This is a genomic window from Streptomyces sp. NPDC048436 (assembly GCF_043200355.1).
In the GTDB taxonomy this organism is placed as follows: Bacteria; Actinomycetota; Actinomycetes; order Streptomycetales; family Streptomycetaceae; genus Streptomyces.
The window spans coordinates 100,200-118,314 of sequence record NZ_JBICXP010000001.1; the positions used below are offsets into that span (position 1 = coordinate 100,200).

At 69.7% G+C, this 18,115-nt stretch carries 18 protein-coding genes; 8 read left to right on the forward strand and 10 right to left on the reverse strand.

Features of this window, described 5'->3' with window-relative positions:
• Positions 1-79: 79 nt before the first annotated feature.
• Entirely contained in the window at positions 80-1,528 is a 1,449-nt protein-coding gene (locus tag ACGFX9_RS00510; protein ID WP_393462998.1) for a peptidoglycan D,D-transpeptidase FtsI family protein, read from the forward strand.
• A 62-nt stretch (positions 1,529-1,590) separates the two neighbouring features.
• On the opposite strand, the gene ACGFX9_RS00515 is transcribed toward ACGFX9_RS00510, so the two are convergent.
• The 8 genes from ACGFX9_RS00515 to ACGFX9_RS00550 all read right to left on the reverse strand — a co-directional run bounded on the left by ACGFX9_RS00515 (position 1,591) and on the right by ACGFX9_RS00550 (position 8,794).
• Complete coding sequence (locus ACGFX9_RS00515; RefSeq protein ID WP_393462999.1) at positions 1,591-2,334, reverse strand: hypothetical protein; 744 nt, start codon at positions 2,332-2,334, stop codon at positions 1,591-1,593.
• On the reverse strand, positions 2,331-2,693 hold the full coding sequence (locus tag ACGFX9_RS00520) for a PadR family transcriptional regulator (protein ID WP_393463000.1): 363 nt from the start codon (positions 2,691-2,693) through the stop codon (positions 2,331-2,333). The genes ACGFX9_RS00515 and ACGFX9_RS00520 overlap by 4 nt, the downstream gene beginning before the upstream one ends.
• Positions 2,694-2,695: 2 nt before the next feature.
• The gene (locus ACGFX9_RS00525) at positions 2,696-3,454 is read right to left on the reverse strand and encodes a CPBP family intramembrane glutamic endopeptidase (protein WP_393463001.1); all 759 of its coding nucleotides are present in this window, start codon (positions 3,452-3,454) and stop codon (positions 2,696-2,698) included.
• A gap of 122 nt (positions 3,455-3,576) precedes the next feature.
• Positions 3,577-4,401, reverse strand: a complete 825-nt coding sequence (locus tag ACGFX9_RS00530) for an HAD family acid phosphatase (protein WP_393463002.1) — start codon at positions 4,399-4,401, stop codon at positions 3,577-3,579.
• Between the two features lie 157 nt (positions 4,402-4,558).
• Positions 4,559-5,146 carry a TIGR03086 family metal-binding protein gene (locus ACGFX9_RS00535; protein ID WP_393463003.1) on the reverse strand — a complete coding sequence of 196 codons (588 nt, stop codon included), beginning with the start codon at positions 5,144-5,146 and terminating at the stop codon, positions 4,559-4,561.
• A gap of 92 nt (positions 5,147-5,238) precedes the next feature.
• Entirely contained in the window at positions 5,239-6,585 is a 1,347-nt protein-coding gene (locus tag ACGFX9_RS00540; protein ID WP_393463004.1) for a S28 family serine protease, read from the reverse strand.
• Positions 6,586-6,677: 92 nt separating this feature from the next.
• The gene (locus tag ACGFX9_RS00545; protein WP_393463005.1) at positions 6,678-7,844 is read right to left on the reverse strand and encodes a hypothetical protein; all 1,167 of its coding nucleotides are present in this window, start codon (positions 7,842-7,844) and stop codon (positions 6,678-6,680) included.
• Entirely contained in the window at positions 7,841-8,794 is a 954-nt protein-coding gene (locus tag ACGFX9_RS00550) for a 5-dehydro-4-deoxyglucarate dehydratase (protein ID WP_393463006.1), read from the reverse strand. The genes ACGFX9_RS00545 and ACGFX9_RS00550 overlap by 4 nt, the downstream gene beginning before the upstream one ends.
• Positions 8,795-9,063: 269 nt before the next feature.
• On the opposite strand from ACGFX9_RS00550, the gene ACGFX9_RS00555 reads away from it, so the two are divergent.
• The 7 genes from ACGFX9_RS00555 (at position 9,064) to ACGFX9_RS00585 (ending at position 16,525) form a co-directional block, all read left to right on the forward strand.
• Entirely contained in the window at positions 9,064-9,873 is an 810-nt protein-coding gene (locus tag ACGFX9_RS00555; RefSeq protein ID WP_393463007.1) for an NAD-dependent epimerase/dehydratase family protein, read from the forward strand.
• 232 nt (positions 9,874-10,105) lie between these two features.
• Complete coding sequence (locus ACGFX9_RS00560; RefSeq protein WP_393463008.1) at positions 10,106-10,876, forward strand: DeoR/GlpR family DNA-binding transcription regulator; 771 nt, start codon at positions 10,106-10,108, stop codon at positions 10,874-10,876.
• 115 nt (positions 10,877-10,991) lie between these two features.
• Positions 10,992-12,365, forward strand: a complete 1,374-nt coding sequence (locus ACGFX9_RS00565) for an ABC transporter substrate-binding protein (protein WP_393463009.1) — start codon at positions 10,992-10,994, stop codon at positions 12,363-12,365.
• On the forward strand, positions 12,362-13,318 hold the full coding sequence (locus tag ACGFX9_RS00570; RefSeq protein ID WP_393463010.1) for a carbohydrate ABC transporter permease: 957 nt from the start codon (positions 12,362-12,364) through the stop codon (positions 13,316-13,318). The genes ACGFX9_RS00565 and ACGFX9_RS00570 overlap by 4 nt, the downstream gene beginning before the upstream one ends.
• Positions 13,315-14,184 (forward strand): carbohydrate ABC transporter permease, encoded by an 870-nt coding sequence (locus ACGFX9_RS00575; RefSeq protein WP_393463011.1) that lies wholly within the window; start codon positions 13,315-13,317, stop codon positions 14,182-14,184. The genes ACGFX9_RS00570 and ACGFX9_RS00575 overlap by 4 nt, the downstream gene beginning before the upstream one ends.
• Positions 14,181-15,170 carry a zinc-dependent alcohol dehydrogenase family protein gene (locus tag ACGFX9_RS00580; protein ID WP_393463012.1) on the forward strand — a complete coding sequence of 330 codons (990 nt, stop codon included), beginning with the start codon at positions 14,181-14,183 and terminating at the stop codon, positions 15,168-15,170. The genes ACGFX9_RS00575 and ACGFX9_RS00580 overlap by 4 nt, the downstream gene beginning before the upstream one ends.
• A gap of 128 nt (positions 15,171-15,298) precedes the next feature.
• Complete coding sequence (locus tag ACGFX9_RS00585) at positions 15,299-16,525, forward strand: TerD family protein (RefSeq protein ID WP_393465476.1); 1,227 nt, start codon at positions 15,299-15,301, stop codon at positions 16,523-16,525.
• Between the two features lie 153 nt (positions 16,526-16,678).
• Here the strand turns inward: ACGFX9_RS00585 and ACGFX9_RS00590 are convergent, their stop codons facing one another.
• Both ACGFX9_RS00590 and ACGFX9_RS00595 read right to left on the reverse strand, forming a co-directional pair.
• Positions 16,679-16,906 carry a CarD family transcriptional regulator gene (locus ACGFX9_RS00590; RefSeq protein ID WP_249590658.1) on the reverse strand — a complete coding sequence of 76 codons (228 nt, stop codon included), beginning with the start codon at positions 16,904-16,906 and terminating at the stop codon, positions 16,679-16,681.
• Positions 16,907-17,084: 178 nt separating this feature from the next.
• Positions 17,085-18,107 carry a 1-aminocyclopropane-1-carboxylate deaminase gene (locus ACGFX9_RS00595; RefSeq protein WP_393463013.1) on the reverse strand — a complete coding sequence of 341 codons (1,023 nt, stop codon included), beginning with the start codon at positions 18,105-18,107 and terminating at the stop codon, positions 17,085-17,087.
• Between the last annotated feature and the right edge of the window lie 8 nt (positions 18,108-18,115).

Here is an 18,115-nt window from a genome sequence, read left to right on the forward strand (position 1 = left end):
CCTCCGCCGACTATGAAAAATGTCTGAGAAACCACGCAGAACGGAACGAAAGCATCCGCGCCGCTCGTCCTTTCACGGGATGAACAAGACGATCAGGCAGGCCTCGGTCTTCACGCTGCTGCTCGTGCTCGCCCTCCTTGCGCGGGCGACGTGGGTGCAGTTCTACGACTCGAAGGCTCTCGCGGACGACAACCTGAACCGGCGCAACGTGATCGAGCAGTACGCGAACCCGCTGGGCGACATCATCGTGGGCGGCGACGCGGTCACCGGCTCCGAACGGACGAAGGGCGGCGACCTCGCGTACAAGCGCACCTACAAGGACGGCGACCTGTATTCGGCCGTCACGGGCTACAGCTCGCAGGTCTACGGGGCGACACAGCTGGAGGGCATCTACAAGGACGTCCTCGACGGCACGGACACGCGTCTGAAGAACCCCCTGGACACGGTCACGAACAAGCGCGCCGACCCGGGTGACGTGGTCACGACGATCGATCCGTCCGTGCAGAAGGCCGCGTACAAGGCTCTCGGCGAGAAGAAGGGCGCCGCGGTCGCCGTCGACCCGAAGACGGGCAAGATCCTCGGCATGGTGTCCACACCCTCGTACGACCCCTCGAAGATCAGCGGTTCCACGGACTCCAAGGAGTGGGCGGCGCTGCTGAAGGACGAGGACAAGCCGATGGTCAACCGCGCGCTGCGGCAGCCGCTGCCGCCCGGTTCGACGTTCAAGCTGGTCGTCGCGGCGGCGGCTCTGGAGGACGGGCTCTACGGCTCGGCGGACACCAGGACCGACAGCCCGAACCCGTACATGCTGCCCGGCTCGACCACCCCGCTGAAGAACGAGAGCGCGTCCGCGCCCTGCGAGGACGCGACGATCCGTACGGCGCTGCAGTACTCGTGCAACAACGTCTTCGGGAAGATGGCCGTCGACCTGGGCCAGGACAAGGTCAAGGCGATGGCCGAGAAGATGGGCTTCAACACCGACAAGCTGGACGTGCCGGTGCGCGCTTCCGAGAGCGTGTATCCCTCGGACATGGACAAGGCGCAGACGGCTCTGACCGGCATCGGCCAGTTCGACGTGACGGCGACGCCGCTGCAGATGTCGATGGTCTCGGGGGCGATCGCCAACGGCGGCGAGCTGGTGTCACCCCACATGGTGTCCCAGATCACCGACTCGGACGGCGATGTCCTGGAGTCGTTCGACGACCCGGACTCCGAGCGGGTGATGAGCGAGGGCACGGCGAGCGAGCTCCAGTCCGCGATGCAGACGGTCGTCGAGAAGGGCACGGGCACGAACGCGCAGATCAGTGGCGCGGACGTGGGCGGCAAGACCGGTACGGCTCAGCACGGCGAGAACAACAGCAAGACGCCGTACGCCTGGTTCACCTCGTACGCCAAGGGCAGTGACGGCAAGGAGGTCGCGGTGGCGGTCATCGTCGAGTCCTCTGACGCGGCGAGGTCGGAGGTCAGCGGCAACGGTCTGGCGGCGCCGATCGCCAAGGCGATGATGCAGGCGGCTCTCAAGTCGTAGCCGTCCCGCACCGCCGCCGGGGCCTGCTTCCGGCGGCGGTGCGGGTCGTGTGGGGTCCGGTCTCAGCGGCGTCCGCGCCGCCGGACTTGCAGGGCCACCAGGGCGGCCACGGCCACCGCGGCCCCCACCAGCAGTCCCCCTGCGAAGCCGAGCCCCGTGCTCGAATCGCCGTCGTCGTCTACGGCGGCTCCGATGCCCGTCAGGACGACGGCCACCAGGGCGACCGCGAGCAGCACATAGAACTTGGCGCTCAGGAAGTTCCACCGCTCGGGCGCCGCGGGCGGTGCGGGGATCTCCGCCTCGGGGCCCAGGCTCGCCGCCACCGGCCGCTTGAACCACGCGTAGACGATCCAGTTCCCGCAGGCCTCCCAGCCCTCGGGGGCCAGCCGTTCGTCGATCCCCTCACGTCCCCGCGTGACCAGCTCGCGCCGGTACTCCCAGCGCTGCGGCCTGTCGAGGTCCCGGTGGCTGACGAAGCGCCCGAGCGCGTCGACGCGTTCGACCTCCCAGCCTTCGCCGCCGAAGCGGTTCAGGAGCTCCTCGTCGACGTAGGTGTCGGCGGTCCATCGCCACGTCTCGACGTGCGCTTCGGGGGCGTCGTGCGGCTGCCCTCCGGCCGGTGCCAGCTCGCGGGCGAACTCCTCGACCGGGCCGAACTCGGCTTCCGGGTCGGCCCCTTCCGACTCGTCCAGGTGCGCGCCCAGGTCCGCGACGGTGGCCTCGATGCGGTCGGCGGGCAGGCCGTGTTCCCGGAGCCGGTCAGCGAGGTCGAGGAGATAACTGTCGCGTACGTAGCCTTCGTTCATCGCACACCCGCCTTTGCCAGCACCTCACGTACGGATCCGTCGAAGGCGAGCCACAGCCCGCCCTGCTCGCCGAGGGTGGCGCGCCCCGCGTCGGTGAGCGAGTAGTAGCGTCGGCCGGGGCCCTTCTCCGTGGCCCGGAACTCGGCGGCGACCAGGCCCGCCTCCTCCAGGCGGTTGAGCACGGGGTAGAGCGTGCCGCCCTTGATCTGGCCGAAGCCCGCGGCGCCGAGCAGCTTGGCGATCTCGTAGCCGTAGCTCTCGCCGTCGGTGAGACTCGCGAGCACGAGCAGGTCGAGGACGCCCTTGAACCAGCTGGCTCTGCGGTCACTCTTCGCGCCTCCGGAGGCGGGTGCGGTCACGGTCAACTGCCCTTCGGGGTCGGCGCGTACGACGGAACGGAGCCGAGTGGCTCCGGCACCGGCAGCGTCAAGTCACGTACGGATACGGCGATATGGACGGCGATGGGCAGCACCAGGCTGCCGGTCGCCACATAGAGCCCGGCGAACAGCACGCCGACACCGGCGAAGACGATGACACCGCTGCGGCCCTGATAGAAACCCGCTGCGGCGTACACAAGGGCCGAAAGAGCCGCCGCCATATAGAGGTTGAGGCCGAGTACGCCTACGCCGAAGGCGATCAGGAGCCCGCGGTAGACGAGTTCGGCGCAGAGGCCGTCGGTCACGGCGACCGCGATGGCGAGGCGGCGCTCCTGCCGGGTGCGCGGCAGCATGGCCTGGACGGAGGCGAGCCCGGGTACGTTCTTGCCGCCCTTGGCGAGGGCCCGCATTCTGCGCCCCGTCCTGACGGACACCGCCGCCACCAAGACGATGACGACGGCCGTGCCCACGGGCGACGCGGGCGACACGATGCCGAGGTCGGCGGCGGCCATGCCCGGCGAGAGCAGCAGCACCGCCACCGCGAGCGCGGCGAAGGCCCACCAGAAGACGAGCACGAAGGTGAAGTAGCCGATCAGGGCGCCTGGTTCGGTCTCGCGGCGGCGGGCGAGCGAGGCGTACAGGCGGCGGCCGAGCCAGGGCTCGCCGAACAGCAGATAGGCGCCGAGCGCGGCGGTGACGGCCGTGGACGCGGCCGAGAAGTCCGGTGAGAGCGAGATGGTCATGGGTGGGATCCCCCTTCCCGAAGGGGTCGCGGCGGGCGTGCCCGCCGCGACCCCATGAGCATGTGAGCTACCTAGACCGTAGAGCGACCTAGTCAGGAATGCAACCTATCTCGCGGTGACGACTACCCGACGAAGTACGTCGGGTTCGGCAGCTTGTACGTCTTGTCCGCGTACCCGCCCGCCAGGTCGGAGACCTGGTCGCCGAAGCTTCCGACGATGTCGTAACCGGTCGACTCGATGTACTTGCGCGTGCCCTCCTTGAACTGGACGGTGGTGCACTCCCACTTGGCGGGCGTGGCGCAGCCGCTCAGGTAGGCGGGCGGGTTGGTCTTGTTCTTGGTGAACACGTGCGTGGTGTCGAGCTTCGTGTCGTACCCGGCCTTGGCGAGGTTGGTGACGGCGCCTTCGCGCTGCGACTCGCTCAGGCCGGTCAGGAAGAAGACCTCGACGCCCTTGCTCTTGGCGTACGCGACGAGTTCGGGCATGCCGAAGACGGCGGGGCGCTTGGCCGCCTTGACGTAGGCGTCCCAGGTGGCGCCGTTGTAGGTGTAGTTGGTGGTCTTCTCGTAGTCGAAGCTGAGCAGCGAGGTGTCGTCCACGTCGAGGACGATCGCGGGCTTCTTGCCGCGCGAGGCGCCCTTGGCGGTGTGCGAGCCGCTCTTCGCGCCGTGCGCGGCGGCCTTCCTGATGTCCTTCTTCGCCTTCGCCTGGATACGCGCCAGGTCCTTGGCGTACGGACTGTCGGACGACGACCGCCAGACGCCTTCGTCGTCCTGGTAGGCGCCGTAGTAGTCGTCGATCTCGCCGACGAGCAGGCCGATGTTCTGGGGTTCGGCGGTGTGCCGCGCCTCGGCGTTGTCGGCGGTGGCGGCGCCGGTGCCGTACAGCGCGGCGCCGGCGACGGCACAGGCGGTGGCGATACCCGCCACCCGTAGGGACTTCCGCATAGGTCGTTTTCTCCGGATCGGGGCCTGTCAGGGCTTTGTAAGGGGCACCAGGTCAGAGCAGGTCAACACCTGTCTACGCGCACTGTCTACGCGCATCACACGGCACCCCGCGAGACCCTTTACCCGATCGATACCCGATCCGGAGAAAGCCCGGGGGTCACACCCCGGGCTTCCACCCCGGGTCCCGGCCGCTGAGGCCGATCACGCGGTCGAGCAGCGGGGCGTCGTCCGGCACCGGGACCACGGCCCCGAACAGGCCGTTCCCGGAGTCGTCGCCCTCCGCGGGCGTGAGCAACCCCTGGGCCACCGCGAGGCTCGCCTCGTCAGGGGCGTACGCCTGGCCCGTCGCCCGCGCCAGGTCCCAGCCGTGCACGACGAGTTCGTCCATGGCCACGGCGCCCGCGACGGCTCCCGGCAGGTCGATTCCGCCCGCCCGGGTCATGCCCTCGTACGCGGCCGGGTCACGCCACGTCTCCACCAGCTCGTCGAGCAGCTTCGGCAGCTCGGCACGCCAGTCCGGGCCGAGATCCGGAAGGGAGTCCCCCGGGCTCTGGTCGAGGTGCACACCCAGATCCTTGCGCCCGGCGTCCCGGAAGGCGCCGGTGAGACCGACCAGATGGCCGAGCAGATGCCGCACCTCGTACTCCGGACAGGGCGTGGGCCCCGAGAGCTGCCCGTCGCCGACGCCCTGCGCGATGCCCGCTACGAGCCGCGCCTGCGGAGCGAAGTCGATCGTCTCTGTCATGGGTTCCTCCCGAATCCGGGCGGCCCTGTGCCGTGGGCCGCTTGTCCTGCCCTGTAGACCGGCCTGGGACCCAGAACTAATCGCCCGCGACGCTACTTCACGTCGGCCCAGCGCTTGATGGTCGCGATGGCCTCGGCCTGCTCGGCGGCGGGCAGTTTGGCGATGGAGGCGCCGTGGTTGGAGGCGGGTGCTTCGTAGCGGTAGGAGTCGCGGTGGCTGGGAGTGAACTTCTCCGCGCTCCACGGGTCGTTCTCGCCGTAGATGAACATCATCCGCTGGCCGCGCGTCTTCACCCAGCGGTCGACGTCCGCGATGGTCCTGTTGTTGTATGAGCCGCGCATCGCCTCGGGCAGCACCGAGTTGGGCTGATAGATGTCCGGGTAGTGGCGGACGTCCTTGAGGTGCTTGAACTTCAGGTCGGCCCAGCCGAGTTGGGTCGCCGCCTGCCGGTAATAGGGGCCGGTGCCGTTCGTGCCGAGGGTCTCGTCCTGGTAGACGCTGAAGCCGTGCGCCTTCGACCACGTGTACAGCTCGTCGTCGGTCGCCTTCTTGGCGTCGGGCACAGTCGGGCAGTTGTCGATGGTGCCGCTCTGCCAGAAGTTCCACACCTGGTCGAGCACGGCGAACTCGTAGGCGCGGTCGGTGGTGCCGAGTGTCTCCTCGAAGGTGTCGCCGTTCGCCTTGGCGTCCGCCTCGAACTTGAGGATCAGCGCGTCGCGGCGTACGAGCATCTCGCGCTGCACGGCGTCGAGCGCGGTCCGGCACTCGGCCGTGCCCACGGTCTTGAAGAACCGCTCGTAGCCGCTGTCATCCTTGTTGTCGGCGTCGTTGGGCGCCACGAACGCGACGACCGCGTCCAGGTCGTCGGGGTAGAAACGCTCGTGGTACGTCGCCGTCATGCCGCCCTTGCTGGCGCCCGTGCCGAGCCACTTGCCCTTCTCGACGCCGCGCAGCGCCTGGGTGAGGCGGTGCTCGTCGGCGGCCTCCTGCTGGACGGTGAGCTTGGACCAGTCGGAGCCGGCCGCGCCCGAGGGGCGGGACTGCGCGAAGTAGCGGTGCTCGACGCTGACTTGGTTGGCGTCGATCAGCTTGGTGAGGGCGGTGGTGTTCGATGCGAGGGTGTAGCCGCCGGTGTAGAGGACGGTCGGCTTGTCGGTGGCCTTGTGCCAGAGCGTGGCGCGCTGCGTGAACGTGCCGGCACCGGGGTGGGCGTGGTCGACGGGCTGCGTGTACGAGAGCGTGTAGAAGGGGTAGCCCTCCCTGTCCACCACGGAGACGACCTTCATGCCCGGGATCTTCTCAAGTCGCTCCCGGATGTCGGGTGCGGCGGCGGCCTGTCCGCCGTCGGTCTGCGCGGCGGCGGGCACGGCCCCGCCCAGTACCGCGGCGCCCGCCATGATCCCGGCACAGACCAGCGCCGCTATCCCCTTGTTGCGCACCTTGTCTCCTCGTACTGGAGCGAAATGGTTGCGCGGATGGTAACCGCTTCCACTTCGCGGGCGACAGAGAGTGCGGGGGCGCACACGCCCGGTCAAGCCAGCTGTGTCAGGGCCGTCCTCACGTGTGCCAGATCCGCGTCGGACGCCAAACCTGCGTGATACAGCCGCAGTTCGTCGGCGCCAAGGGTGGCCGCCCGTGCGGCGTCGGTGGCGAGGGTGGCGGGGCTGCCGCCCATGCCGGAGACGACGGTGAGGTTCGCGGCGAGGGTGGTGCGGTCCGTGCGGTGTGCGTCGAAGGGGGTCAGCGACTGGGCGCCGCCCGTGCAGGGCACGACCACGCCGTCGGCCACGGAGAGGATGTGGCGCGGGTCGACTCCGGCGTTGGCGCCGCAGTGGTAGGCCACCGGGTCGGCGTGCAGCAGGACGCGGAAGCCCTCCGGGGCGGCGGCTCGCACCGCCGCGATCGTCGTCTCCTGGAGGGTGCGGGCGGTTTCCTCGCGCCACGCGCGCGTGGCGGCCGCCGCCTCGGCGCCGAGGAGCTTTTCGACGGCTTCCCAGCCGCCCGCGGGCTCCTCGCCGCGCCATACGGGTTCCAGGGCGCGGCGGACCCCGGCCGCCAATTCGCCCGGCTCGTGGCCATGCCCCGCGTACCCCTGACGGCATGTGGGGCAGAAGCACAGCGACATCAGGTACTGCCCGGCCTCCCCGAGCGGCACCCCCGCGATCTTGTCGTGGGCGTGCAGATGCGCGACGCCGTACCAGCCGAGGGACTCCAGTTCGGTGCCGCCCGCGCCGGGGCGCACGGCGGCTTCCGCCGCGAGGTCGACGAGGTACGCGCGCGTGGCGGGCTGTGCGACGCAGGGGGCCCAGGGGTAGCGGTCTCCGTAGGCGTTGACGACGGAGGTGCCCGGATGGTCGGCGCCCATGCGGGAGTTGTGGGCGAGGACCACCCAGGTGTGTACGTCGAGCCCGGCGGCGGCCAGCGCGTCGGCGGCCTCTCCGTAGGCGCCCCCCGGGGCCCAGCTCCCCGCCGCGTACGGGCGCAGCTCGCGCCCCTCCCACCGCTCACCGGGCTCGTAGAGCACCGCCGCGTGCTCGGCGGTGACGATGCGGTGGCGGGGGTGGCGGGGGGTGAGCGCGCGTGTGGAGTGGTAGGCGGAGGCGAGGGTGACCTGCTGGACGCCGAGGTCCGCGATGCGCGCGGGCGCCTCGGGGTCGCCGACGATGTCCCAGGGGTACAGGAAGGCGGAGGTTCTCACGCGCCCTCCTCCCGCAGCAGGGCGCGCCCGCGCTCGGTCAGTTCGGCGAGGCGCTTGATGTGTTCGTCGGCGGGTTCGTGCAGCGGCGTCCGCACCCAGCCGACGTCGAGCCCGGCCAGACGTACGCCCGCCTTGACGAGGGAGACGGCGTATCCGCGGCCCTCGTTGCGCAGCTCCACGAAGGGGCGGTAGAAGCCGTCGATGAGCCGGTTCACGGTCGCGTCGCCCTCGGCGGTCCGGGCATTGAAGGCGCGGTGGAAGGCGAGCGCGATGTCGGGGGCGAAGCAGAAGACGGCGGACGAGTAGAGCGTCACGCCGATGCCCCGGTAGGCGAGCCCGGTCAGCTCCGCGGTGGGCAGACCGTTGAAGTAGAGGAATTCCTCCGGGACTTCCGCGCGCACGGCGCTGACGATGCGCTGCATCAGGTCCATGTCGCCGAGGCCGTCCTTGAAGCCGATGACGCCCTCGGTCCTGGCCAGCTCGACCACCGTCTCCGGGGTGAACACGGCGTTGTCGCGCTGGTAGACGATGACGTCGAGTGAGGTCGCCGCGGCCAGTTCCGCGTAGTGCCGCAGCAGCCCCTCCTGCCCGGCGACGACAAGATAGGGCGGCATCGCGAGCAGCCCGTCGGCGCCCGCCTCCTCGGCGGCCTTGGCGTACCGCACGGCGAGCGCCGTGCCGTACCCGGCGCCCGCGACCACCGGCACGCGTCCCGCCGACTCGTCGACGGCGGCGGTGACGCACGCCTGGAACTCCTCGGGCGTCAGGGCGTGGAACTCGCCGGTGCCGCAGCACGCGAACACGGCCGCGGCGCCCGCTTCGATCCCCGCCCGTACGTGCGTACGGAAGGCTCCGAGGTCGAGGGTGCCGTCCGGCGCGTAGGCGGTGACCGGAAAGAACAGCGGCCCGCTGGGGATGCTGAGTCGAGCGGCGAGGGGTGCTGACGTCACGGGCTCTCCCTTAGCGTGCACGTTTCTGATCCACGTCCATATTTCTGAACGCACCCACGCTAAGCCGCCTCTTGAGCCCTGGTCAAGCTCGAAGGTCCACGAGAGAACTCCGAGAGAACTGCGATTCGAGAGCGGATTCCCCGCCTCCGTACGACACTTGACTCTCCGTACGACACTTGACGTGGCGAGCCGTTGATCCCTAGCGTGTCTACAGATGTGAATGCTGTACGTGCACACGAATGCAGCCGCTGATACCAGGAGAGACCCTCATGCCCGCTCCCCGCACCGTCCTGCTCACCGGCGCCGCCGGCGGCCTCGGCACCTTGATGCGGGGGCTGCTGCCCGCCTACGGCTACGACCTGCGGCTGCTCGACGTGCGGCCCGTCGACGGCGAGCCGGACGCGATCACGGCGGACCTCGCCGACAAGAAGGCGTTGCGGGAGGCCGTGCGGGGCGTCGACGCGGTCATCCATCTCGCGGGCATCTCCCTGGAGTCCTCCTTCGACAAGATCCTGCGGGCGAACATCGAGGGGACGTACAACCTCTACGAGGCCGCGCGCGAGGAGGGCGTCCCGCGGATCGTGTTCGCCTCGTCGAACCACGCGGTGGGCTTCACGCCACGCCCGGTCGGCGACGACCCGCTGATCCCGGTCGACACACCGCACCGCCCCGACACCTTCTACGGGCTGTCCAAGTCCTTCGGCGAGGACCTCGCCCAGTTCTACTGGGACAAGTACGGGGTCGAGACGGTCTCGGTGCGGATCGGCTCGTGCTTCCTGGAGCCGACGAGTGTGCGGATGCTGTCCGTGTGGATGTCGCCGGGGGACGGCGCCAGGCTCTTCCACGCGGCGTTGACCGCTCCCACGGTGGGGCATTCCGTGGTCTACGGCTCGTCCGCCAACACCCGGCTGTGGTGGGACCTTTCGTCGGCGCGGGCACTGGGTTATTCGCCGGAGGACGATTCCGAGGAGTACGCGGAGAAGCTGGTCGCCCAGGGGGGTGAGCTGGACCCGGCCAACCCGGATCACGCGAACCTCGGGGGGCACTTCTGTACGAACCCTCCGGTGTGGCCTTACTGAGGGGCTCCTGGGGCTCCGCCCCAGACCCCGCTGAGCCGAAGCAGGCAGCGAACGGGCACCCACCACCCCCCGAACGGGCACCCCTCACGCCCGACCCACAGGCCGCCGCCCCGGCAAACGGGCAGAGACGGGCACCATCACCCCCGCTCCGAGCCTGTTCACACACCGTCCCCCGCTGTAGAACTTCCCCACAGGGCCCGAACGGGCACAGTGAGGGAAGGAGGCGGCACCCATGACCGCGGAAGAGCGCCAGCGGGAAATAGTCCGGGCGGCACGGAACTCCGGCTCCGTGGACGTCACCGCACTCGCCGACAGACTGGGCGTCGCCAAGGAGACCGTCCGCCGCGACCTGCGCGCCCTGGAGGACCACGGCCTGGTCCGCCGCACCCATGGCGGCGCCTACCCCGTGGAGAGCGCGGGCTTCGAGACGACCCTCGCGTTCCGCACCACCATGCACGTCCCGGAGAAGCGCAGGATCGCCACCGCCGCCGCCGACCTCCTCGGCGACGCCGAAACGGTCTTCGTGGACGAGGGCTTCACCCCGCAGCTCATCGCCGAAGCGCTCCCCGAAGCGGCCAAGGGCCGCGCCCTGACCGTGGTGACCGCGTCCCTCGCGACCGCCGGCGCCCTCGCCGAGGCGGAGAACATGTCCGTCCTTCTCCTCGGCGGCCGGGTCCGCCCGGGCACCCTCGCGACCGTCGACCACTGGACGACCCGGATGCTGGCCGGGTTCGTGATCGACCTGGCGTACATCGGGGCCAACGGCATCTCCCGTGAGCACGGCCTGACCACACCCGACCCCGCGGTCAGCGAGGTCAAGACCCAGGCCATCCGCGCGTCACGGCGCACCGTGTTCGCGGGCGTGCACACCAAGTTCGGGGCGTCGAGCTTCTGCCGGTTCGGGCACGTCGGCGAGCTGGAGGCGATCGTCACGAGCACGCACCTGCCCGCGTCCGAGGCACACCGCTACTCGCTCCAGGGCCCGCAGGTCATCCGCGTCTGACGCCCACAAGCCCCCCCTCTTCCCCAACTCCCCGTCCCTGTCCCTGTCCCTGTCCCTCTAGCGATCCCGCACGCCCTCACGCATCCCATAAGTCCCCATACGTCCAGGAGCATTCATGCGAACCCAGAGCCGACGGAGGTCGCGCGCACTGGCCGCGGCCGCCGCAGGGACGCTGCTTGCCCCGCTGCTCTCCGGCTGCTGGGCCGGAGCGGGCGGGACCGGTTCAGGCGGCGACTCCATCAACGTACTGATGGTGAACAACCCGCAGATGGTCGAACTGCAGAAGCTCACCGCCGCCCACTTCACCAAGAAGACGGGCATCAAGGTGAACTTCACGGTCCTGCCCGAGAACGACGTCCGCGACAAGATCAGCCAGGACTTCGCCAACCAGGCCGGTCAGTACGACGTCGCGACGCTCAGTAACTACGAGATACCGATCTACGCCAAGAACGGCTGGCTGCACGAAGTCGGCTCGTACACCCGCGAGGACAAGGCGTACGACGAGAAGGACGTCCTGCCGCCCATGCGCCAGTCCCTCACCGGCGACGACGGCAAGCTCTACGGACAGCCCTTCTACGGGGAGTCGTCCTTCCTGATGTACCGCAAGGACGTGTTCGACAAGGCCGGACTGACCATGCCGAAGCACCCCACCTGGCAGCAGGTGGCGAAGCTCGCGGGTGACGTCGAAGGTGCCGGCGTCGAGTCCGGGATGAAGGGCATCTGTCTGCGCGGCCTCCCCGGCTGGGGCGAGTTGATCGCGCCCCTGACCAGCGTGGTGAACACCTTCGGAGGGACGTGGTTCGACAAAGGGTGGAAGGCCCGCCTCGACTCCCCCGAGTTCGAAAAGGCAACTCGCTTCTACGTAGACCTCGTTCGCGACCACGGAGAGTCCGGAGCCGCCCAGTCCGGCTATGCCGAGTGCCTGAACAACCTCACCCAGGGCAAGACCGCCATGTGGTACGACGCGACGGCCGCCGCCGGTTCGCTCGAATCCGCCAAGTCGCCGGTCAAGGGCAAGATCGGCTACGTACCCGCGCCGGTGGAGAAGACCAAGAGCTCCGGCTGGCTCTACACGTGGGCGTGGGGCCTGCAGAAGGCCTCCCGCAACCCCGACAAGGCCTGGAAGTTCGTCTCCTGGGCGTCCAGCAAGGAGTACGAGCGGCTGGTCGGCGAGAAGATCGGCTGGTCCAACGTCCCCGCGGGCAAGCGCGCCTCCACGTACGCCAACCCCGAGTACCGCAAGGAAGCAGCCGCCTTCCAGGACGTCACACGCGCCGCCATTGAGGGCGCACGGCCGCGTGACCCGGGCGTGCAGCCCCGGCCCGCGCCGGGCATCCAGTTCGTCGGCATCCCCGAGTTCACCGACCTCGGCACGAAGGTCTCCCAGGAGATCAGCGCGGCCATCGCCGGTCGCCAGTCCGTCGAATCGGCCCTCAGGAAGTCACAGAAGCTCGCCGAGAAGATCGCCGAGGAGTACGAGGGACGATGACCGCCACCGCGAGTACCACCACCGTCGCGCCGAAAACCGTGCGCGTGTCCGGAGCCAGGCCACCAGGAGGACGGCTGCGCGCCTGGGCCACCAGGGGCCCGCTGCTGCCCGCCCTGATCTTCATGGTCGTCGTGACCCAGCTGCCCTTCGTGGCGACGCTGGTGATCTCCTTCTTCGACTGGAACGCCCTCTACCCCGACGCCCGCAGCTTCACCGGCCTCTCCAACTACTCCGAGGTCCTCACCGACCCGGACCTGCGCAAGTCCGTCCTGACGACCATCGTGCTCACGGCCACCGTCGTGCTCGCGAGCCTCGTCATCGGGCTCGGTCTCGCCCTGCTCCTCGACCGGAAGTTCCGCGGCCGTGGCCTGGTGCGTACGTTGCTCATCGCGCCGTTCCTCCTGGTGCCGGTGGCCGCGGCGCTGCTGTGGAAGCACGTGCTCTACAACCCCGAGTACGGCCTCTTCAACGGCCTGCTGCACTGGGTCGGCGGTGATGGCGCCACCCAGCCCGACTGGGTCTCCAACACGCCTCTGATCGCCATCGAGGCCTCCCTGATCTGGCAGTGGACGCCCTTCATGATGCTGATCCTGCTCGCCGGGCTGCAGAGCCGCGACAGCGAACTCATCGAGGCGGCCCGCATGGACGGCGCGGGCAGCTGGCAGGTGTTCCGCTATCTGACGCTGCCGCATCTGCGCCGCTATCTGGAGCTGGGGGCGCTGCTCGGCTCGATCTACATCGTGCAGAACTTCGACGCCGTCTTCACGATCACCTCGGGCGGCCTGGGCACGGCCAACCTGCCCTACACCGTCTACCAGAGCTTCTACCAGGCCCACGAGAACGGCCTGGCGTCCGCCGCCGGTGTCCTCGTCGTCATCGGTTCCCTCATCATCGCGACCTTCGCGCTGCGGGTCGTCTCGTCCCTGTTCCGTGAGGAGGCGTCCCGCTCATGAGCACCGACGTGACGCGTGTACGTGCACAGCCCGGGAGCCGCTTTCGCATCCGCGGCTCCGCGGGCCTCGGCCTCGCCGCCTGGCTGGCCGGGATCCTGTTCTTCCTGCCCATCGCCTGGATGACGCTGACCTCCTTCCACTCGGAGGAGGACGCCGCCACCAACCCGCCCTCGCTCGCCGCCTCGCTCACCCTGGACGGCTACCGCGACTTCTTCGGCACGGGCGGCGGGGCGAGCCCCTGGCCCTCGCTCATCAACTCGACGGTGGCATCGGTCGCTTCGACCCTGCTTGTGCTGCTCCTGGCGCTGCCCGCCGCGTACGCGCTCTCCATCAGGCCGGTGAAGAAGTGGACGGACGTCCTGTTCTTCTTCCTGTCGACGAAGATGCTGCCGGTCGTGGCGGGCCTGCTGCCGATCTATCTCTTCGCCAAGAACACCGAGATGCTCGACAACATCTGGCTGCTCGTCATCCTCTACACGTCGATGAACCTGCCGATCGCGGTGTGGATGATGCAGTCCTTCCTCTCCGAGGTGCCGGTCGCGATCATCGAGGCCGCACAGATCGACGGGGCGCGCCTGCCGACCATCCTCGCGCGCGTGGTGGCCCCCATCGCGCTGCCCGGGATCGCGGCGACCTCCCTGATCTGCTTCATCTTCAGCTGGAACGAACTCCTCTTCGCGCGGGTGCTGACGGGTGTCGTCGCCCAGACCGCGCCCGTGTTCCTGACCGGCTTCATCACCAGCCAGGGCCTGTTCCTGGCGAAGGTGTGCGCCGCGTCGCTCGTGATCTCCCTGCCGGTGCTCGCCGCGGGGTTCGCCGCCCAGGACAAGCTGGTCCAGGGCCTGTCGTTGGGAGCCGTCAAGTGAAGGCCGCCATCATCGAGTCCGTTGGCAAGGCTGTCGTCGGCGAGGTGCCCGACCCCACGCCGGGGCCGCGCGAGGTCGTCGTCGAGGTCGCCGCGTGCGGTCTGTGCGGGACCGATCTGCACATCCTGCAAGGCGAGTTCGCGCCCACGCTGCCGGTGGTGCCGGGGCACGAGTTCGCCGGTGAGGTGGTGGGGCTCGGCAGCGAGGTGACGGAGCTCTCCGTAGGCGACCAGGTGGCCGTCGACCCCTCGCTCTACTGCTACGAGTGCCGCTACTGCCGCACCGGCCACAACAACCTCTGCGAGCGCTGGGCCGCCATCGGTGTCACCACGGCGGGCGGCGCGGCCCAGTACGCGCTCGCACCCGTCGCCAACTGCGTGCGGCTCCCGGAGAACGTACGCACCCAGGACGCGGCCCTCATCGAGCCGCTGTCCTGCGCGGTGCGCGGCTACGACGTGCTGCGGGCGCGGCTGGGCGCCCACGTCCTGATCTACGGCTCGGGGACGATGGGCCTGATGATGCTGGAGCTCGCCAAGCGGACGGGAGCGGCGAGCGTGGACGTCGTCGACCTCAACCCGGACCGCCTGGCCACCGCGCGGCAGCTGGGTGTCTCGGGGTCGGCCGCCGGCGCGGACGATCTCGACCGGCCGCAGGGCTGGGACATCGTGGTCGACGCCACGGGGAACGCGGGGGCCATTCAGGACGGCCTGGGGCGGGTCGCCAAGGCGGGTACGTTCCTGCAGTTCGGGGTGGCCGACTACGCGACGCGGGTCAGCATCGACCCCTACCGCATCTACAACCAGGAGATCACCATCACCGGGTCGATGGCGGTCCTGCACAGCTACGAGCGGGCGGCGGAGCTGTTCGCCGGGGGTGTGCTGGACCCCGATGTGTTCATCAGTGACCGGATGCCGCTGGACGAGTACCCGCAGGCCCTGGAGCGGTTCGCCTCCGGCGTGGGGCGGAAGATCGTGGTCGTGCCGTAGGGGCAGGTCCTCGGATGCCGGACGGGCCGAGAACCGGTTCGTCCGGCGTCCGGGAAACGCGGGCAAGAAATCTCCGTAGGTAAGGGAACGGCAAAGCCGGGACGTTCGTTACCCCATGCATGACCGCTATGACACCCGGCTCGAACATCCCCCTCACCGCCACCCGTGTAGCGGTGGACGTCGCCGCACCGGTGCGGCTCGACGTGTCGGGCCTGCTGCTCACCGCCGACGGCAAGGTGCGCTCCGACGACGACTTCATCTTCTTCAACCAGCCCTCGGGGCCCGGCGTGACCTACCAGTCCGGCGGCGGCACCACCCCCGACAAGATCACGGTGGACACCACGGCCGTGCCCGCGGGCATCGAGAAGATCGTCGTCACCGCGAGCCCGGACGCGGCGGGCCAGACCTTCCAGGGCGTCGAGCCCACCGCCACCATCCGCAACGCGGACGACGGCTCCGTCCTCGCCACGTTCACGCCCCCGCAGCTCGGCGGCGAGACCGCCCTGGTGATCGTCGAGGTCTATCTGCGCAACGGCGCGTGGAAGGCGCGCGCCGTCGGACAGGGGTACTCGAACGGCCTGGCCGGCATCGCGACGGACTTCGGCGTCTCGGTCGAGGAGCCCGCGGCCCCGGCCGCTCCGGCCGCCGCCGCGCCCGCCGCGCCCATGGCGCCCCCGTCCGGCGCCCCGGTGCAGGGCCCGCCCCCGCCGGTGGCGGACCCGCGGCTGGCCGCACCCGCCGCTCCCCCGGCGCCGGCCGCCCCCGCGCCCGGCGCCGGGAAGATCAACCTGGACAAGGGCCGGGTCAGCCTCCAGAAGAACCAGACCGTGTCCCTGGTCAAGGGCGGCAAGCCGCTGCTCTCGCAGGTCAAGATGGGCCTCGGCTGGGAGCCCGCGTACGGCGGCAAGGACATCGACCTGGACGCCTCGGTCATCGCCTACGGCCCGCAACGCAACCACGTGGACAGCTGCTACTTCGGCAAGCTGTCGATCGTCAACGGCGCCATCAAGCACTCCGGCGACAACCTCACGGGCGAGGGCGGCGGTGACGACGAGGTGATCGTCGTGGACCTGGGCCGCCTGCCGCAGGAGGTGACGGGGCTCGTCTTCACGGTGAACTCGTTCTCGGGCCAGAAGTTCACGCAGGTCGCCAAGGCGTACTGCCGCCTCCTGGACGCGGCGTCGGGCGAGGAGCTGGTCCGCTTCGACCTGACGAACGCCGAGGCGCAGACGGGCGTGATGATGGCCAAGCTGATCAAGCAGTTCACGGGCGAGTGGGAAATGACCGGCATGGGTGACTTCGTCAAGTCACGGACCGTGCGCGGAATGGTGAAGCCCGCGGCGCAGGCCCTGTAGCCGCGGCCCAGGCGCTGTAGCCGCCGCACGGACACCACACTGCCGCGCGGACGCCGCCCGGACACGCGCAGGGGCGGTCGGCGGGGAAGGGGTGAACCTTCCCGCCGACCGCCCCTTGTCGTGCTGGGGACGCGCGCGCTGGCGTACGTCGGATCAGAGCTTGGACAGCTTGGGATAGGGGCTCAGGAACCTGCCCTGGCGACCTGCGAAGTCGATGACCACTGCTTCCTCGCCTTCGACTCCGACGATGCGTCCGAGTCCGTACTGATCGTGCGACACCCGGTCGCCCACGGCGAACTGCTCGATGGGCGGTGCGGGGGGCGGCGGAACGTTGAAAGGACTGTTCGGCAGGTGGCGTCGGGTACCGGGGGGCCTCGTCATGTTCCGAGTATGCGCCCTCCGAACCCCGGCGCACCATGCTCCGAGCTCACACGGTCCTCACATCGGCATCAAACCGACACACAATCGACGGTTTCCCATTGCGGTGCGTAGTTGTTCCGTGGCACCACGCGCACATCTGTGCCCGGTGGGCTCCGCCGCCTCCCGGTCACCAGAAGCATCAGAACAAGGCGCTGTAGGCGTTCAGGGCGGGCTGCCCGCCGAGGTGGGCGTAGAGGACGGTCGCGTCGCGGGCGATCTCTCCCCTGTCCACCAGATCGATCATCCCGGCCATCGACTTTCCCTCGTAGACGGGGTCGGTGATCATGCCCTCCGTGCGGGCCGCCAGCCGCATCGCGTCGAGGGTGGCCTCGTCGGGGAGCCCGTAGGTGCCCGCGTGATAGCGCGCGTCCAGCTCGATGTCCGCGTCCTTCACCGCCGCTTGTACGCCGATGAGTTCGGCCGTTCCACGGGTGATCCTGGCGATCTGCTCGCGGGTGCGGTCGGGGTCGGCGGAGGCGTCGATGCCGAGGACGCGGCGGGGACGGGCGCCCTCCTCCGCCAGTGCGGCGAACCCGGCGACCATACCCGCCTGGGTCGACCCGGTCACCGAGCAGACGACGACGGTGTCGAAGAAGACGCCGAGCTCCTCCTCCTGCTCGGCGACCTCATAGGCCCAGCGCGCGAAGCCGAGGCCGCCGAGGCGGTGCTCGGAGCAGCCCGCCGGGATCGCGTACGGCTTGCCGCCCGCCTCCTCGACCTCGCGCACCGCCTGCTCCCAGCTCTCCTTGACGCCGATGCCGAATCCGGCGCGTACGAGGCGTATGTCGGCGCCCGCGAGCCTGCTGATGAGGATGTTGCCGACCTTGTCGTACACGGAGTCGGGCCAGTCGACCCAGCTCTCCTGGACGAGCACGCACCTGAGCCCGGCGCGGGCGGCGACGGCGGCGACCTGGCGGGTGTGGTTGGACTGGACGCCGCCGATCGAGACGAGGGTGTCGCAGCCCTGCGCGAGGGCGTCGGCGACCAGGAACTCCAGCTTGCGCGTCTTGTTGCCGCCGTAGGCGATGCCGGAGTTGCAGTCCTCCCGCTTGGCCCAGAGCGCGGCGCCGCCGAGGTGGTGCGTGAGGCGGTCCAGAGGGTGGACGGGCGAGGGGCCGAAGAGGAGGGGGTAGCGGGCGTAGGAGTCGAGGGGCGTGCGCATAAGTCCTC

Bases quoted from the DNA above. Each gene is read 5' to 3' on its own strand.
- ACGFX9_RS00510 (WP_393462998.1), top strand. From the start codon at position 80: ATGAACAAGACGATCAGGCAGGCCTCGGTCTTCACGCTGCTGCTCGTG.
- ACGFX9_RS00515 (WP_393462999.1), bottom strand. From the start codon at position 2,334: ATGAACGAAGGCTACGTACGCGACAGTTATCTCCTCGACCTCGCTGAC.
- ACGFX9_RS00560 (WP_393463008.1), top strand. From the start codon at position 10,106: ATGACCGCGGAAGAGCGCCAGCGGGAAATAGTCCGGGCGGCACGGAAC.
- ACGFX9_RS00585 (WP_393465476.1), top strand. From the start codon at position 15,299: ATGACACCCGGCTCGAACATCCCCCTCACCGCCACCCGTGTAGCGGTG.
- ACGFX9_RS00590 (WP_249590658.1), bottom strand. From the start codon at position 16,906: ATGACGAGGCCCCCCGGTACCCGACGCCACCTGCCGAACAGTCCTTTC.
- ACGFX9_RS00535 (WP_393463003.1), bottom strand. From the start codon at position 5,146: ATGACAGAGACGATCGACTTCGCTCCGCAGGCGCGGCTCGTAGCGGGC.
- ACGFX9_RS00570 (WP_393463010.1), top strand. From the start codon at position 12,362: ATGACCGCCACCGCGAGTACCACCACCGTCGCGCCGAAAACCGTGCGC.
- ACGFX9_RS00575 (WP_393463011.1), top strand. From the start codon at position 13,315: ATGAGCACCGACGTGACGCGTGTACGTGCACAGCCCGGGAGCCGCTTT.
- ACGFX9_RS00565 (WP_393463009.1), top strand. From the start codon at position 10,992: ATGCGAACCCAGAGCCGACGGAGGTCGCGCGCACTGGCCGCGGCCGCC.
- ACGFX9_RS00595 (WP_393463013.1), bottom strand. From the start codon at position 18,107: ATGCGCACGCCCCTCGACTCCTACGCCCGCTACCCCCTCCTCTTCGGC.
- ACGFX9_RS00530 (WP_393463002.1), bottom strand. From the start codon at position 4,401: ATGCGGAAGTCCCTACGGGTGGCGGGTATCGCCACCGCCTGTGCCGTC.
- ACGFX9_RS00525 (WP_393463001.1), bottom strand. From the start codon at position 3,454: ATGACCATCTCGCTCTCACCGGACTTCTCGGCCGCGTCCACGGCCGTC.
- ACGFX9_RS00555 (WP_393463007.1), top strand. From the start codon at position 9,064: ATGCCCGCTCCCCGCACCGTCCTGCTCACCGGCGCCGCCGGCGGCCTC.